This is a genomic window from Lentzea sp. NPDC051213, assembly GCF_044455585.1.
In the GTDB taxonomy this organism is placed as follows: domain Bacteria; phylum Actinomycetota; class Actinomycetes; order Mycobacteriales; family Pseudonocardiaceae; genus Lentzea.
Genome location: NZ_JBITEX010000009.1, coordinates 150,129 through 165,499 on the forward strand (window position 1 = coordinate 150,129; position 15,371 = coordinate 165,499).

Sequence of the window (15,371 nt, forward strand, 5' to 3'; positions counted from 1 at the left end):
AGTCTGCTAGGCGCGTGCGGGGGCTATGACGCCGGTGGACCACCGTCTATGGGGTCTTTGGGGGATTCCATGTCCGAGAGATCGGTCAGCCGTGCCCTGCTCAGATTCGGGGCCTTGACCACCGCTGCCGTTCTGGCTTTCGGCGGTATGTCCGCTTCCGCGTTCGCGCAGGACGACCCGACGAGCACCGTGCCGACGCCGACGGAAACGGTGACACCACCACCACCGTCGTCCACGGAGCCGGCGCCACCGTCGTCGACCGAGCCCGCGCCGCCGTCGACCGAGCCGGCGCCGACCTCGGAACCGTCGGTTCCGACGCAGGCACCGACGCAGCCACCTGTACAGCCGCCTGCGCAAACGCCCCAGCCCCAGCCGACGCCCCAGCAGCCTGAGCGCAAGCTGCCGAAGGCGACCAGCGACGAGAAGCCCGACATCGTGGCGTCCGCGCGGTTCCAGCAGCCGAGCTACCGGTCGCACGAGGGGGCCTGGGCCAGCATCACGATCGAGAACAAGGGCACCGCGGTCGCGCACGGCGTGCGGCTCGCGTTCCAGCCGTTCGGGCTGAGGGTCCACCCCAACTGGTACAGCGACCTCGCCTGGGACGGTCCCGGCGTGGACCTCGCGCCCGGCCAGTCCCGCCTCCTCGAGGTCTACGGGACGTTCGGCGAGCTCGACAACGGCAAGGCCACCTACGCGGGTGTCTTCGCACTGACCGGTGAGGACGCCGACCTCGGCAACAACGGCTTCTTCGCCACCGTCCCGGTCACGCAGGCCTTCGGCAACCTGTCCGGACGCGTCTTCGCCGACCAGAACGGCAACGGCGGCTATGACCAGGGCGAGCAGATCTCCGGCGGCATCGTCGACATCAGCAACGGCACCCCGGCCGGCAGCAAGCAGACCGTGACCGACGGGGAAGGCCTGTTCCACTTCACGAACATCCCGGCCGGCCCCTACAACGCCTTCTACGCGCTGCCCAACGGCTGGGTCGTGCGCAACCAGGGCACCATCGGCTACTTCGTCCAGCCGGACACCACCACGAACGTGATCACCTTGGCGGAACGGCCGTGGTCGGACGTCCTGCGCGCGAGCGTCTCGCTCGACAAGGACCGGTACCGGTCGGGCGAGACCGCGAAGGTCACGGTCGTCGTCACCAACACCGGTACCAGCGAGATCAAGGGCGTCCAGGCGGGCTGCAACCGCATCGGCGACGACCACCACCTGATGCTGCCCCTGATCGGCCCTGGCAGCGGAGGCTTCTCCGTCGGCGCCGGCGAGACCAGGACGATGACCTTCGACGAGATCGTGCCCACGGCCGCTCGTGATCGCGGCGAGGTCGTCGTGCACTGCGACTTCGAGCCGAACGCGTCCTACGACGCCAGCGGCCCGGAAGCGCGCGACACCGCGACGGTCGAAGGCTCCGTCGGCAGGTGGAGCGCGACGCTCGTGCACGACAAGAACGGCAACGGCCAGCTGGAACAGGACGAATACGCCCAGAACGCCGACTTCTTCCTGACCGACCCCGCCACCGGCAAGCGGGTGGCGTCCGCGTTCGGCCCTCGGGTCACCTTCACCGACCTGCCCATCGGCAAGTACCACGGTGAGGTCGGCGGTGACTGGAAGTTCGCGGGCAGCGCCACGCGAATCGACGTCGAGCCCACCGAGTCAGGGTCGGACCGGCTGATCTTCGTGGTGCCCGCCCAGCGCGACCTCACGGTGGACGTCCGGTTCTCCAAGCAGGCCTACGAGCGCGGTGAGCCGGTCAAGGTCACTGTCAGCATCACGAACAAGGGGACCGCGACCGCGTCCCGCGTGTACCTGCAGGAGACGTTCTACCCCGACTACCTCCAGCAGCGGGCGCTCCTGGACGAACCGCGCTGGGGTGACCTCAACGACCACCACAATTCGCCTGTCAGCCTGCGCCCAGGCGAGACCAGGACGTTCGAGTACGACGCCAAGCCGCAGGGGCCGGTGATGCGGCTGGAGGGCTCCGTCGGCGCCCAAGGCTCTGACGCGAACTACAACGACAACAACTTCTCTGCACGGGCGACCGTGGTCGGTGGCCAGGGCAACGTCAGCGGTGTCATCTACGCCGACCGCAACGACGACGGCAAGCGCGACGCGGGCGAGGAACTGTCCGGCGCGCAGATCTTCGTGTACAGCAACGATGCCCCCACGTTCAGCAAGAGCGCCACGACGGACGCGGCCGGCAGGTTCGAGTTCCGCGACCTGCCCGCCGGTGTCTACTCCGTGTCGTACTCCCTGCAGGACGGCTGGCTCGTCGTGGAGCCGGGGTTGAGCTTCAGTGAGAAGTGGACCGTCACCGACGGCTCGAACCAGCAGTTCGAACGCCGTGCGGTGCGGCCGTTGAACGAGTCGTTGACGGCGAAGCTTGTCCTCGACAAGGACAAGTACGCCCCCGGTGACCGCGCCGGTCTCACGGTGACGCTGACCAACACCGGCTCGAAGGACCTCACCGGTGTCAGGGCGTACTGCGTCTACCCGCTCGGCTCCGACCCGAGCTGGGGTGACCTGCGGCAGAACCAAGCCGGCTTGACCATCAAGGCGGGTACCACTTTCACGCTCTCGGTCACCGAGACCGTGGGCAGGACGGGCATGGAGGGTGACTTCAACGCCTCGTGCGACTTCGGCAACCCGGAGCTGCACCCGAGAATGGGCTTTGCGAAGGCGACCGACATCGCTCGACTGCTCAGCGGCGTCGGCGAGCTCAAGGGCACCGCGCTGCATGACCCGGACGGCCAGTGGCCGTTCGAGGGTGACGGTGTCGAGGGTGTCGAGATCGTCGTCGTCGACCCGTACACCGGCGCCGACGCGGCACGGGTGAAGTCCGGTGCGGACGGCAGGTTCTCCCTGCCAGGTCTGCCGGTCGGTGCCTACGACCTCAAGGTCGTCGGCAAGTACCAGCTGGTCAGCTTCCACCTGCCCGGCGATCCTTTGCCGGACCCGGCTCGGGAGTCCGTGTCCGTGCGGGTCTACGCCGACATTTCCGTGGACTTCACGGTGCCGGTCGAACTGGCTCCGGCACCGCCGGTGGATCCTGGTGTGCGGCCCGACGCGACCCCGCGTGCGCCGGCAGCGCCCGCGACGCCTGAGGTCGTGCTCGCCAAGACCGGTGCCAGCGTGCTGGGCCTCGGCCTGATCGGCGCGCTGCTCGTGGCCTTCGGCTTCGGCGCCAGCGTGCTCGGCAGGCGCAAGCTCGCGTAACAACTGAAGATCCACCCACGGGGCCGGCACTCACACTGAGTGCCGGCCCTGCTGTCATAAGCGCCACACTTCGCTGGTCCGAACGGAGTGTTAGCGTCGCTAACCATTGGGTAAGGGGGTGGGTATGACGGTCTGGGAAGCCATCGCGGTGGTCATCGCGGGTGTGTTCGCAGGCGGCATCAACACCGTCGTCGGCAGCGGCACGCTCGTGACGTTCCCCGTGCTCCTCGCCGTCGGCTACCCGCCCGTGGTCGCGAACGTCTCCAACAGCCTCGGCCTCGTCCCCGGCTCGCTGTCCGGTGCGTGGGGTTACCGCGACGAGCTCAAGGGGCAGAAGAGCCGGATCGCCCGGCTGCTGCCGGCCAGCATCCTCGGCGGGATCGTCGGTGCGATTCTGCTCGTGACGTTGCCGGACAAGGCGTTCACCGCGATCGTGCCGGTGCTGATCGTCATCGCGCTGGTGCTCGTGGTCATCCAGCCGTGGCTCAACCGCAAGCTCGCGCACAAGCGAAGCCACACCGACGGCGGCGTGCTGCTGTGGCTCGGTGTCTTCGCCGCCGGCATTTACGGCGGCTACTTCGGTGCCGCGCAGGGCGTGCTGGTCATGGGGATCATGGGCGTGCTCGTCAACGAGCACCTGCAGCGGATGAACGCGTTGAAGAACGTGCTGACCGCGTTCGTGAACCTGGTCGCGGGCGTGCTGTTCATCTTCATCGCCGACGTGGCGTGGCTGGCCGTGCTGCTGCTGGCCGCGGGTTCGGTGGTCGGCGGGCAGATCGGCGCCAAGATCGGCCGCAAACTCCCACCCGCCGTGCTGCGCGGCGTCATCGTGGTGGTGGGAGTCGCGGCGATCGTTCAGCTGCTCATGAAGTGAAAGCGCGTGCTGCGGTCAGGAAGGCCTCGTTCTCGTCCGGCTCGCCGATCGTCACGCGGGCACCCTCGCCCACGAACGCGCGCACGACCACCTTGTGCGCCAGGCAGTGCTCGTTGAACGCGGCCGTGCGCTCGCCCAGCGGCAGCCACACGAAGTTCGCCTGGGTCTCCGGCACCTCGTAGCCCAGCGCGAGCAGTTCGCCGCGCACGCGGATCCGTTCCGCCACGATCGCGCGGCAGCGGACCATCAGCTCCTCTTCGGCGTCCAGCGACGCCATCGCGGCGACCTGGGCCAGGGCGTTGACGCTGAACGGCACGTAGACCTTGCGCAGCGCCTCGGCGACGGCCGGCTGCGCGACCGCGTAACCGATCCGCAGGCCCGCGAGACCGTAGGCCTTGGAGAACGTCCGCAGCACCGCCACGTTGTCGCGGCCGGCTGCCCACTGCTGCTTGGCCAGCTCTACGCCGTCCGGGACGTGCGCGTCGTCGACGAACTCCTTGTAGGCCTCGTCGATCACCACGAGCACGTCCGACGGCACCTTCGCGATGAACGCCTCGATCTCCTCGGTGCGCAGCGCGGTGCCGGTCGGGTTGTTCGGGTTGCAGACGAAGACCATGCGCGTGTTCGGCGTGATCGCCGCGGCCATGGCGTCCAGGTCGTGCTCGTGCGCGGAGGTCAGCGGCACGCGGATCTGCTTCGCGCCCGCGACGTGCACGATGATCGGGTAGGCCTCGAACGACCGCCACGCGAACAGCACCTCGTCGTTCTCGCCGCAGGTGGCCTGGACGAGCTGCTGGCACAAGGACACGGAGCCGCACCCGATCGCCAGGTGATCGGCGGGGACGCCGAGTTTGTCGGCGAGCCTGGCGGTGAGTTCAACACTGCCCGAGTCGGGGTACCTGTTGATACTGGTCGCTGCCTCGGCGATCGCCTTGACGACGCTGGGCAGCGGTCCGGCGGACACCTCGTTGCTCGCGAGCTTGATGGCGCCGGGGATGGACTTGCCGGGCACGTAGGCGGGCAAGGACGCCAGGTCAGCACGGGTTCGCACGCTCATGCGCCCGATCCTCGCATTGCTCCGTCCGATTGGTCACGTTGACTTGGGTTCACCTCGCCGTGGAAGGGTAAGAAACATGACCACTACCCGCACCGAGACGCTCTCCCTCACCGACGGCCGTGAGCTGAGGGTGACGATCGCCGAACCCGACTCAGCCGTGCGCGGCGGGCTTGTGGTGCTCCATGAGGCTCGTGGCATCACGGAGGGCGTGCGAACGCTCGTCAGCAGCCTGGCCGCGGAGGGCTGGCTCGCCATCGCGCCGCACCTCTACGAGGCGGATCGCGTCCATGGCGACGACATCAAGGATCAGGTCAGCAAGCTTTCGGGTGACCGCCTGTTGGAGGACACCGACGTCGCGTTCGTCTGGCTGGGGCAGCAGGGGGTGGGCGCGGACCGGATGGGTGTGGTCGGCTTCGACACCGGCGGCACGGTCGCGATGGTGGTCGCCGCGAGCCGCACGATCGGTGCCGCCGTCACCGTGCAGGGGCCCGGCATCCTCGAGCCGCTCTCGGACGGCCTTCCCGCGCTGGTGGACGTGGCGGGCGACCTCACCTGTCCGTGGCTCGGCATCTACCGCGACGACGACTCGGAAGAAGTGAGCAAGCTTCGGGATGCTGTGATCAGCTCCGAAACTGCGTCCGATGTGGTCCGTTTCGACGTTTCCAGTGACGAAGCGTGGTCTCGTGCGTTGAACTGGTTCGACGCACATATGCGGTAAGAGTCTTTACGGCGGATTGGAACCGAACCGTCGTCCGGGTACATCTAAGGAGTGCTTCGGACGGCTGACTGGGTGTAGCTGTTGGTAACACCCAGTGCTGCGGCGACGAGTAGTAAGCAGTGCAGGGGGTAGTAGAGGATGGCTGAAGGCACTGGGACAACAGGCACCGAGACGCCTGCGGTCACGACGGCGACCACGACGCCGCTGACCGCGGAGCAGCTGGCAGCCGCGAAACCTGTCCTCCAGCAACAGATGCTGGTGGACAAGGCGGTGGCGAGCGATGCCGCCGCCAAGCTCGACCAGGCTGCTGTCAGCGGGAAGCTGACGCTGGACGAGGACGCCGCGGACGCGCTGATCAAGGCCGTCGACGAGGCGCGCGACCACGTGATGGAACTGTGGAAGCGGGCCAGTGACCAGCTGGCGACTCCGTTGCAGTTCGGTGAGAACCCGGTCGCCAAGGCGATCAGCGCGCGGTTCTCCGAGCTCGCTGTCAGCGAGGACTCGGGTGCGGCGAAGGCGTTGCTGGACCTGTTCAAGGTCCTCGACGACATCAGCAACGCGTTGAGCAAGAACCGCGACACCACCCGCCAGGCCGACGAGGATGTCCAGCAGAACATCACGAAGCAAGGGGGGCCCTGGTGAGTCAGCGGTCGCAGGACAACAAGAAGGACCACGAGGGCGAAGGCAAGTCGCAGCAGCACCACCACAACGACGGCGGGTACGACCGCGACGACCTGCACGAGCCGGTCGACTGGATGGTCTACACGCACGAGCAGCTCTACAACATGGTCCACACCGGCGTGAACCTCGCCGGTGCGCAGGCCGCCGCGACGAACTGGCAGAAGATCGGCCAAGAGATCTCCGGCGTGCGCACGAACCTGTTGAAGGCAGTCAAGGACTCCGAGGTGGGCTGGGACAGCGAGTCGGCCCGGCTCGCCCGTGACGGCCTCACCGAGGTCACCAACTGGGTCGACGACACGGCGTCCTACGCGCTGAAGGTCTCGTCGGCGATCACCACCGAGACCACCAACGTCGAGGCCGCCCGCGCCGCGATGCCGCCGCCTCCCAAGGCGCCGGAAGCGCCGGTCCCGGCCCCGGTCCCCGTTCCACCGCCGACGCCGGCGATCTCGCGACTGCGCAACCCGATCCTGGCCGAGCGCGCGGGCGAGTACATCGCCGTGCAGAGCGAGCCGCGCCTGGTGACCACGCTGCCCGGCGAGTTCGGCGGCTTCGCGGCCGTGGGCACCAGCCCGGTCGAGGCACTCGCGGCCGGCGACGCCCAGCACCGCCTCGCGGCGGACGTGATGGCGGCGTTCCAGCGCAACTCGGCCGCGGTCGACCAGACCGTGCCGTCGCAGTTCACGCCTCCGGTCAACCCGATCAACCCGGTGAACCCGGTGCTGACCGGCGCCGAGCACGGCGGCGGCCGCACCTCGACTCCGGACGGTGGTGCGGGCGGCGCCGGTGGCACGGTCGCGACCAGCACGTCCGGGCAGAACCGCGGCACCACGAACACCTCGTCGCGCGGCTACGGCGCCGGCACGGGTGGCGGCGGTGGAGGTGGCGCCGGTGGTTTCGCCGGTGGCATGCGGATGGGGCGCGGCTTCGGGCCCAACTCCAACAGCCAAAGCGGTGGCGCTGGAGCCGGTGGTGGTGGCGGCGCCGGTGGCGCTGCCGGCGTGAACGAGTCTGCGCGCGGTGCCGGAGCGGCTGCCGCGGCCGCGTCCTCGGCGACCGGTGGCCAGACCAGGGCGTTCCAGAACCCGCTCGCGATGGGTGGCGCGCCGATGGGTGGCGCTCCCGCGGCCGGCGGCGGAGGACGTGACGACGACCGCGAGCACAAGACCGCGAGCTATCTGGAAGAGGACGACAACGTCTTCGGTCTGGACCGCAAGGCGGCCCCGCCGGTGATCGGTCAGTGAGCGAACGCCAGTACACGGTCAGCTCGCAGGAGTTCTTCCTGCTGTGGCAGGCAGTGCACGGCGAGGACCGCGCCGTGCCGCTCGGCACTCCCCACGTGGGGACGACCCGGGCGGCGCGGCAACGCCTCGTCGAACAGAGCTCGCAGACCCTCCACGCGCGTGGCCTCGGCACCGTGCAGCGCCCGGACCCCGACCTGCGGGCGTTGGTGAGCGGCCTCGGCGAGTTCGATCGCGCTCTGGAGATCGCGTACTTCAAGGGCACCGAACTGGCCCGCGGCATCGCGTGCGCGGGCTGGAGCGGTGCGTTCGGCGCCCGTGTCAACGACGAGGTGCACCTGCGCGAGTTTCGCCCGACCTCGCTGGCCTCGGCCACGGTGTCATCGTTGCCAGGCCTCGCTCCTGGCAACGGCCGCGCCGTCAACGTGCGCTGGGACGACTACCTGCGAGCGGGCCAGGCAGGCGAGCAGGACGGCAAGCAGGCGTTCCTGGACGTGCTGCGCGACGCCGGCATCCGCGAGCCGGAGGCGCACACGCTGATGCGGATCGTCACCACTCGCATCGGTGGCGGCGAGCTGGGCCTGACCGCCCGCAACCGCGACGGCAACCCCCGCCCGACCGGCCGCTCGGTGTCCTGGCTGGATACCCGTGAAGGCCGCTACCTCCTGCGCAAGCAGGACGGCTGGCTCGTGCTGGCGCCGGCTGACGCGGCCCGCCTGACCAGCGCGGTCGACGAGCTGCTGGTGGCCGGGTAGTTACTACACAGGCGGGTGAACGCAAGTCCGCCAATCACACATGGACGTGCGGTTCTGCACCAACTAGACATGGGGGCATGACCGACACCGACGTCGAACTGCTGTGGCGCCCCGACCCCACGAGGGACAACGGGATGACCGCTTTTCGCTCGTGGCTGCGCACGGAAGGTGGCCACGACCTCCCCGACTACGAGTCGCTGTGGGAGTGGTCCGTCTCCGACCTCGAGGGGTTCTGGGGCGCCATAGCTTCGTACTTCGACGTCCGGTTCCACTCCGCTCCGTCACGGGTGCTCGGCTCCTCGTCGATGCCGGGCGCCTCGTGGTTCCCCGGTTCGACCCTGAACTACGCCGAGCACGCGCTGCGCCGCGGTGCCGACGACGAGCTCGCCGTGATCTTCCACCGCGAGGACGGCGTCACCTCCTCGCTGACGTTCGGCGCCCTGCGCTCGCGAGTGGCCGCTTTCCGGGCCGCACTGGTGTCCCTGGGCGTCGTCGAGGGCGACCGGGTGGTAGCACTCGTGCCGAACGCCCCCGAAGCCCTCATCGCCTTCCTGGCGGCCGCCTCGCTGGGCGCCACGTGGTCGTCCTGCAGCCCGGACTTCGGCACCCGAGCCGTGGCCGACCGCTTCACCCAGATCTCGCCGACCGTCTTCGTGGCGGTCGCCGGCTACGTCTACAACGGACGGTCCTTCGACTGCCGCCCGGTGGTCGAGGAGATCCGCTCGCAGATCCCGTCCCTGCGCGCGACCGTCCTGATCGACTACCTGGACAACGGCGCCTCGCTGCCGGACACGCACTCGTTCTCGGAGCTGATCGCTTCGTTCGACGGCGCTGCCCTGGAGTTCACGCCGGTCCCGTTCGACCACCCGCTCTGGGTCCTCTACTCGTCCGGCACCACGGGCCTGCCGAAGGGCATCGTCCAGGGCCACGGCGGCATCGTCCTGGAACACCTGAAGATGCTCGGCCTGCACAGCGACCTGGGCCCCGGCGACCGCTTCTTCTGGTTCACCACCACCGGCTGGATGATGTGGAACTACCTGGTGGGCGGCTTGCTGGTCGGCACGACGATCGTGCTGTACGACGGCAGCCCGGCCTACCCGTCGCTGAACACGTTGTGGCACTTGGCCGAACAGCACCGCGTGACCTACTTCGGCACCTCCGCGCCGTACGTCCAGTCGTGCCTGAAGGAGGGCCTCGACCCGTCCTCCCGCTTCGACCTGACGGGCCTGCGCGTAGTCGGTTCGACCGGCGCACCCCTGACGCCAGAAGGCTTTCGCTGGATCGCATCGGCCGTGGGCAAGGACGTCCAGATCGCCTCCGTCTCCGGCGGCACCGACCTCTGCACGGCCTTCGTCGCCGCCTCCCCGGACCGCCCGGTCTGGCTGGGCGAACTCTCCTGCCGGGCCCTGGGCGCTTCGGTGCACGCATTCGACGAGTCCGGCGCAGCCGTCGTCGATGCCGTCGGCGAACTGGTGATCACGCAACCGATGCCGTCCATGCCCGTTTTCTTCTGGGACGACACCGACGGCTCACGCCTCCGCGACGCGTACTTCGACACATATCCCGGAATCTGGCGCCACGGCGACTGGATCCGCATCACCCCGCGCGGCTCCGCCGTGATCTACGGCCGCTCCGACTCGACCCTGAACCGCGGCGGCGTCCGCATGGGCACCTCGGAGTTCTACCGCGTCGTCGAGGGCGTGCCCGGCGTCGTCGACTCGCTCGTCATCGACACCTCGGGCGTCACCGAGGGCGAGCTGCTGTGCTTCGTGGTCCTGGACGGCGTGTCGCTGGCCGACGTGGAACCGTTGCTGCGCCAGGAACTCCGCACATCCCTGTCACCCCGCCACATCCCGAACCGCTTCGTGGCGGTGGCCGAGATCCCGCGCACCCTGAACGGCAAGAAGTGCGAGGTCCCGGTCAAGAAGATCCTCGCCGGCATGGAAGTCGACCGCGCCGTGAGCCGCGACGCCCTGCGCAATCCCGAGTCCCTCCAACCGTTCCTGGAACTCGCATCAGGATGATCTAGGTCACTCCTGGTTGCGTGAACTGCGGTTCAACGCCCCTCTTGATCCCCCTGCACGTGCCCTGAGCTGCACGTTCTGGGGTTCGAGGGGGGCGTTTTGCAACTCGGTTGAGGACCTGTGTAACCTATGCGTCGTGGCCAAGGATGGTCCCGGGAGGCTTCGCCTAGTCTGGTCTATGGCGCCGCACTGCTAATGCGGTTTGGGGTAACCCCCCATCCCGGGTTCAAATCCCGGAGCCTCCGCAAGGCCGAGCCTCTTGGGGATCGGTTACAATTAAATACCTGCGCTCGTAGCTCAACGGATAGAGCATCTGACTACGGATCAGAAGGTTACAGGTTCGAATCCTGTCGAGCGCGCCACACAAACCCCAGACAGACCTCGGTCTAGCTGGGGTTTTGTTATGCGCCGGCCATTTCCCTCACCTCCGAATTCGTCGTGTGGATCTTGGGGGTGCCCGATGGGTACCCGAGCGTTCTGGTGGGTGCCCTGGCGGGTGTCCGGGGGATCAGTGCGGTTGTCTTCTCCGCTGCCTCTCGTGCCACCTTGGGCAGCACGCTCGTGTACAGGTTCGCGGTCGTCTGAATCTGCGAGTGACCCAATGTTTCCTGGATCACCTTCATGTCGATACCGGCCGCCAACATCAGTGTTGCCGCCGTGTGCCGCAGGTCGTGCAACCGGATTGGGGGCAGTCCGGCCGCCTTGCACAGCCGCTCGAAGCGGTCGCTGATCGAGCTGGGCCGCAGCGCGGACCCGTCCTCCAGGGTGAAGACCCGGCCGGAGTCGACCCAGGCCGGACCCAGCTTCAACCGACGCTCGGCCTGCCGGGCCTTGCGTGTCTGGAAGTGCCCGTTGGTCTCGTCGTCCAGCGGGATGACGCGCTCGCCCGCCTCAGACTTCGGCTCGCCCTCGACGACCTCCCAGTCGACCTCCGTCAGCTGGGTGGAGATCGTTACGGTGGCGTCGAGCGCGGAGTGCTCCGTCCACGGCAGGCCAGCCAGCTCACCTCGGCGCGGGCCGCGCTTCACCGCCAGGTGCCACAGTGCTTCCCACTCCGGGTCGTGAATCGCGACGTAGTCCAGGAAGATCCCGGCCTGCTCCGGCGTCCACACCATCACCGGCCCTGGACGCTTCCCGGTGCGCTGCCACTCCTCGACCCGCTCCGGCGTCCACACCAACGGTTTCGGTGGCTTCGCCGACACGGTGTAGTGCATCGCTGCGTTGAACGTTGTCTTCTGCTCCGCGATAGCGTCGTTCATGGCGGCCCTCAGCGTCGCGTGAATCCGTGCCTGGCTGGTCGGACCCACCGGCCGCCGGAAGGGTGCCAACTGGTCGAGCTGGCCACGCAGCACGTGCTTCTCCGCACGGCTCCGGGTGTTCTTGATCCGCGCCTTCAGCGCCCGGCGGTCGTCGTTGGTGGCGACGATCCGGTCGTTGTCGTCGTTGATCTTCGCGAACATCTCCGAGATGTGGCTGACAGTCAGGCGGTCGACCCGCACGTCACCGATCTTCGGCTTGAGGTACAGCCGGACATGCGACTCGTAGGACAGCTCCGTCGCGCGGCGATGCGACTCCTGAGCCTGCCATCGGTCCAGCCACTCACCGATCGTCAGGTTCTCGACCAGGTTCTGGCCGGACCGCAGCTTGCGGGCCGTCTCCTCGTAGTCCGGGATCGGCTCGTCCTTGTCGAGCGCGTCGAGCATTGCGGAGACCGCTTCCGCGTCTTCCTTCGATCCTTCGCCCAGCCCCAGCAGGCCGCGGACCTTGTCCAGGTCGCCTTGAGCCGCCGTCTGCGTCTCGTAGCCCTGCCTCCGGAAGATTCTGCGGTTGCCCTCAGCCGTCGGCTCCAGCTCCTGACGGAGCCGCCAGGCTCCGTGAGAGCGTTGGGACAGCTTCGGGCACTTCGAGCCCAGGTCCTTCCCGTTCTCGTCGCGGCACCGGCACCTCCGGGTCACGCTTCCGCTCATTCGGTCACCCCCTTCCCTGTTCGTCTGCTCGACGTCTCGCCTTGAAGGCCGCTACTTGCAGCTTCCTTGGTCGGCTGCTTGCGTTGCCGTTCAGATCTCGTTCGATGTCAATCACGGGCCGGTACCCGAAGGTCCCGTCCGTCAGCTCGATCTTCTTTGTTGAAGCGCTCACTCTTGCTCGTCGATCTCCTCTTCGTGTTGAGTGATCTGGCCTTGCTTGGCCAGCTCGGCTTCGATCTCTTGTGACAGCTCTCGGGTGATGTGTCCGCGGTGGGCGTGTCGTTCGCCGCGGTCCAACGCTCCGAACCGCGAGACTCTCGCGTCGCGCTCTTCGGTAAGCGTGTTGCCCCAAATCTGCAGAGCGATGTCGACAACGATCTGCGGGGCGACATTGAGTCGCTGTGCCAGCGCGTGATCGGCATCCGCCAGGCGGAACTTGCCGACGGTCACCGCGTCGCCCTCCGCGCGAACATCTGCAATCCGGAGGAGTTCAGCTTGGTGTGTCTGGGGGTCCCAGCTGACTGAGCCTTCCGGGACATTCGTTCCTCTCAGCAGACCTCTGATCACCGGCCGGGACAGGACCACATGTTCGGCGATAGCGACAGGGCCATGTCCGTCGAACAGTTCGGCCACCTCGACGTTGTACGTGTGCGCGATGACGAGCACATCGGCGAACGTCAGGTGTGTTCGTTCGCCGGCCTCGATGGCAGCGATCTTGCTACGGCTCAGTGGCGCGCCACGACGTGCGAACAGGCGCGCGGCTTCGTGTTGGGTCATCTGGGCGCGTCGGCGCAGGCGCTCCAGGTTCTTGCCAACGACGGCACCGACACTCTCCGCTTCCATCACGGGCACATCCTGACATCTCGCCTGTTCGCTTGACAAGCAGTTCAAGAGTCATCGACACTGATTCGACTGTTCGCATGACAGACATTCGAGTCGGGGGATCGAGATGGTCGAGGACGTGCGCGACGAGCCTGTCGATGCGCCAACCCTCCACGAGATACGGGGGTGGCCGGCAAGTATCGACGTGCCGGTAGCTGCCACCGCGTTCGGCATCTCTCGTAGTCATGCCTACGAGTTGATCGCGCGTGGTGCGTTTCCGGCCAAGGTGATTCAGGTTGGCACCCGCTACAAGGTGATCACCGCGTCGATCGTTCAGGCTTTGTCTGCAGAAACGATCTGACGCAGCCGGCCGAGGTCGTGGAACGCGGTTGAGGGATATGCGTAGTTGATCCCCACTGTTGGTGAGACGTCGGGCTCGGTTCGGAACCCTGTGCGTCGTGCGATACGCCGGTAGGTTCCCAATTGCTGTGCTGGTGCGATGCTGGTGTTGGACCGTGGGATCGTGGCCTGAGCGAGCACGTTGTGTAATTGGCCCTGTTCGTCCAGGGCAGCGCCGAGCATCCGCGCTCGGCGAGGATCGCAACGTGGTCGCGCCGGAGGACTACACGAAGGGTGGCCGCAGCGCCGAGCATCCGCGCTCGGCGAGGATCGCAACACGCCGGTTCTGGCCGGGGCGCCCTTGATGCCGGCGCAGCGCCGAGCATCCGCGCTCGGCGAGGATCGCAACTTGCAGGATCCTCGCCACATAGGTCAGCGGCTGCGCAGCGCCGAGCATCCGCGCTCGGCGAGGATCGCAACGTGATCGCCGCGCTGGTCAGGTGCGTGGCCGCGGTGGCAGCGCCGAGCATCCGCGCTCGGCGAGGATCGCAACACACGCCGCACGACGGAAGCCAGAACCAGGCGGTGCAGCGCCGAGCATCCGCGCTCGGCGAGGATCGCAACACCAGCGCCAGGTCGGTCTTGACCTGGCTCGGCGAGGATCGCAACTCGTAGATGTCGCGCATGTCCACGAGCGGCTTCGCGGCAGCGTCGAGCGTCCGCGCTCGGCGAGGATCGCAACCTCCTGGCCCACCGCGAGCTGCTGGAGGGCAACACGCAGCGCCGAGCATCCGCGCTCGGCGAGGATCGCAACGGCAACATCGTCAGCGACGTCCTCGGTGACGTCGGGCAGCGCCGAGCATCCGCGCTCGGCGAGGATCGCAACCGTCCCGTGTCGGTGGCGGTGACCTCGGTGCACAGGCAGCGCCGGGCATCCGCGCTCGGCGAGGATCGCAACCCGCACTGCTGGCATCCTGTGGCGTTGTCGATAGCAGCAGCGCCGAGCATCCGCGCTCGGCGAGGATCGCAACCACCACCCGACGATGTCAGCGGGGGCGATGGTCTCGGCAGCGTCGAGCGTCCGCGCTCGGCGAGGATCGCAACCCCGAACTCCGTGGCCTCTCGTCCGAACTGGACGGAGAGAAGCGCTGGGCGTCCGCGCCCGGCGAGGATCGCAACGGGCACCCGATCGACCCGAACGACCTGGTGCACATCGGAAGCGCTGGGCGTCCGCGCTCGGCGAGGATCGCAACATGCCCAGCAAGACCTGGGCTGACGTGGTCCTGACCGGAAGCGCTGGGCGTCCGCGCTCGGCGAGGATCGCAACATCCTGCTTGACGGTGCTGCCGCGCTCGCCCTGGCAGCGTCGAGCGTTCGTGCTCGGCGAGGATCGCAACGAGCAATACCACCACCGCACCGCGGCCGAGCGCATTGGCAGCGTCGAGCGTCCGCGCTCGGCGAGGATCGCAACGGCGGCAAGGATTTCCTGAAAACGGCGACGCCTGGGAACTGGGCGTCCGAGCTCAGCGTGGATCGCAACCAGAAGACCCGCGCATGTCCGACGTGTGCAGCGCCCAGCAGCGCCGAGTGTTCGCGCTCGGCGAGGATCGCAGCATGGGATTGGACGCCGGCGGTACTTAACCCGAGGGGCTGGTCCATTCGGGTGTAGTTACC

Annotated in this window: 11 protein-coding genes, 2 tRNA genes and 1 CRISPR repeat array; of the genes, 10 read left to right on the plus strand and 3 right to left on the minus strand. The window is 67.8% G+C overall.

All coding sequences use genetic code 11. The features are described from left to right. The first annotated feature begins 114 nt into the window (after positions 1–114). Together ACIA8G_RS34905 and ACIA8G_RS34910 are read left to right on the plus strand one after the other, a co-directional pair. Positions 115–3,222 (plus strand): SdrD B-like domain-containing protein, encoded by a 3,108-nt coding sequence (locus ACIA8G_RS34905; protein ID WP_396423000.1) that lies wholly within the window; start codon positions 115–117, stop codon positions 3,220–3,222. A gap of 124 nt (positions 3,223–3,346) precedes the next feature. Next, entirely contained in the window at positions 3,347–4,096 is a 750-nt protein-coding gene (locus ACIA8G_RS34910) for a sulfite exporter TauE/SafE family protein (RefSeq protein ID WP_396423001.1), read from the plus strand. Here ACIA8G_RS34910 and hisC read toward each other — a convergent pair. Next, positions 4,086–5,153 (minus strand): histidinol-phosphate transaminase, encoded by a 1,068-nt coding sequence (gene hisC, locus ACIA8G_RS34915; RefSeq protein ID WP_396423002.1) that lies wholly within the window; start codon positions 5,151–5,153, stop codon positions 4,086–4,088. The two genes, ACIA8G_RS34910 and hisC, sit on opposite strands and share 11 nt — an antisense overlap. Before the next feature lie 76 nt (positions 5,154–5,229). On the opposite strand from hisC, the gene ACIA8G_RS34920 reads away from it, so the two are divergent. From ACIA8G_RS34920 to ACIA8G_RS34950, 7 genes are all read left to right on the plus strand, one after another. Beyond that, positions 5,230–5,871 (plus strand): dienelactone hydrolase family protein, encoded by a 642-nt coding sequence (locus ACIA8G_RS34920; RefSeq protein WP_396423003.1) that lies wholly within the window; start codon positions 5,230–5,232, stop codon positions 5,869–5,871. Between the two features lie 138 nt (positions 5,872–6,009). Further along, positions 6,010–6,513 carry a hypothetical protein gene (locus ACIA8G_RS34925; protein ID WP_396423004.1) on the plus strand — a complete coding sequence of 168 codons (504 nt, stop codon included), beginning with the start codon at positions 6,010–6,012 and terminating at the stop codon, positions 6,511–6,513. Next, on the plus strand, positions 6,510–7,793 hold the full coding sequence (locus ACIA8G_RS34930) for a PPE domain-containing protein (RefSeq protein ID WP_396423005.1): 1,284 nt from the start codon (positions 6,510–6,512) through the stop codon (positions 7,791–7,793). Before ACIA8G_RS34925 ends, ACIA8G_RS34930 begins: the two co-directional genes overlap by 4 nt. Continuing rightward, the gene (locus tag ACIA8G_RS34935) at positions 7,790–8,545 is read left to right on the plus strand and encodes an ESX secretion-associated protein EspG (protein WP_396423006.1); all 756 of its coding nucleotides are present in this window, start codon (positions 7,790–7,792) and stop codon (positions 8,543–8,545) included. Before ACIA8G_RS34930 ends, ACIA8G_RS34935 begins: the two co-directional genes overlap by 4 nt. Positions 8,546–8,622: 77 nt before the next feature. Then, a complete protein-coding gene (locus ACIA8G_RS34940) occupies positions 8,623–10,569 on the plus strand; it encodes an acetoacetate--CoA ligase (RefSeq protein ID WP_396423007.1) in 1,947 nt (648 codons plus the stop codon). Positions 10,570–10,724: 155 nt separating this feature from the next. Beyond that, positions 10,725–10,814, plus strand: a tRNA-Ser gene (locus ACIA8G_RS34945). Between the two features lie 41 nt (positions 10,815–10,855). Continuing rightward, positions 10,856–10,931, plus strand: a tRNA-Arg gene (locus ACIA8G_RS34950). 39 nt (positions 10,932–10,970) lie between these two features. Here the strand turns inward: ACIA8G_RS34950 and ACIA8G_RS34955 are convergent. Both ACIA8G_RS34955 and ACIA8G_RS34960 read right to left on the minus strand, forming a co-directional pair. Continuing rightward, positions 10,971–12,536, minus strand: a complete 1,566-nt coding sequence (locus ACIA8G_RS34955; protein WP_396423008.1) for a tyrosine-type recombinase/integrase — start codon at positions 12,534–12,536, stop codon at positions 10,971–10,973. A gap of 168 nt (positions 12,537–12,704) precedes the next feature. After that, on the minus strand, positions 12,705–13,379 hold the full coding sequence (locus ACIA8G_RS34960; protein WP_396423288.1) for a helix-turn-helix transcriptional regulator: 675 nt from the start codon (positions 13,377–13,379) through the stop codon (positions 12,705–12,707). A gap of 106 nt (positions 13,380–13,485) precedes the next feature. Between ACIA8G_RS34960 and ACIA8G_RS34965 the strand changes: the two genes are divergently transcribed. Next, positions 13,486–13,719 (plus strand): helix-turn-helix transcriptional regulator, encoded by a 234-nt coding sequence (locus ACIA8G_RS34965; protein WP_396423009.1) that lies wholly within the window; start codon positions 13,486–13,488, stop codon positions 13,717–13,719. Positions 13,720–13,926: 207 nt separating this feature from the next. Further along, positions 13,927–15,237: direct repeats of the CRISPR family, unit length 27 nt; unit sequence GCATCCGCGCTCGGCGAGGATCGCAAC. Positions 15,238–15,371 lie beyond the last annotated feature (134 nt).

Excerpts from the sequence above, each read along its gene's own strand:
- ACIA8G_RS34955 (WP_396423008.1), bottom strand. The coding sequence starts at position 12,536 with ATGAGCGGAAGCGTGACCCGGAGGTGCCGGTGCCGCGACGAGAACGGG.
- ACIA8G_RS34920 (WP_396423003.1), top strand. The coding sequence starts at position 5,230 with ATGACCACTACCCGCACCGAGACGCTCTCCCTCACCGACGGCCGTGAG.
- ACIA8G_RS34925 (WP_396423004.1), top strand. The coding sequence starts at position 6,010 with ATGGCTGAAGGCACTGGGACAACAGGCACCGAGACGCCTGCGGTCACG.
- ACIA8G_RS34910 (WP_396423001.1), top strand. The coding sequence starts at position 3,347 with ATGACGGTCTGGGAAGCCATCGCGGTGGTCATCGCGGGTGTGTTCGCA.
- ACIA8G_RS34965 (WP_396423009.1), top strand. The coding sequence starts at position 13,486 with ATGGTCGAGGACGTGCGCGACGAGCCTGTCGATGCGCCAACCCTCCAC.
- ACIA8G_RS34940 (WP_396423007.1), top strand. The coding sequence starts at position 8,623 with ATGACCGACACCGACGTCGAACTGCTGTGGCGCCCCGACCCCACGAGG.
- ACIA8G_RS34960 (WP_396423288.1), bottom strand. The coding sequence starts at position 13,379 with ATGGAAGCGGAGAGTGTCGGTGCCGTCGTTGGCAAGAACCTGGAGCGC.
- hisC (WP_396423002.1), bottom strand. The coding sequence starts at position 5,153 with ATGAGCGTGCGAACCCGTGCTGACCTGGCGTCCTTGCCCGCCTACGTG.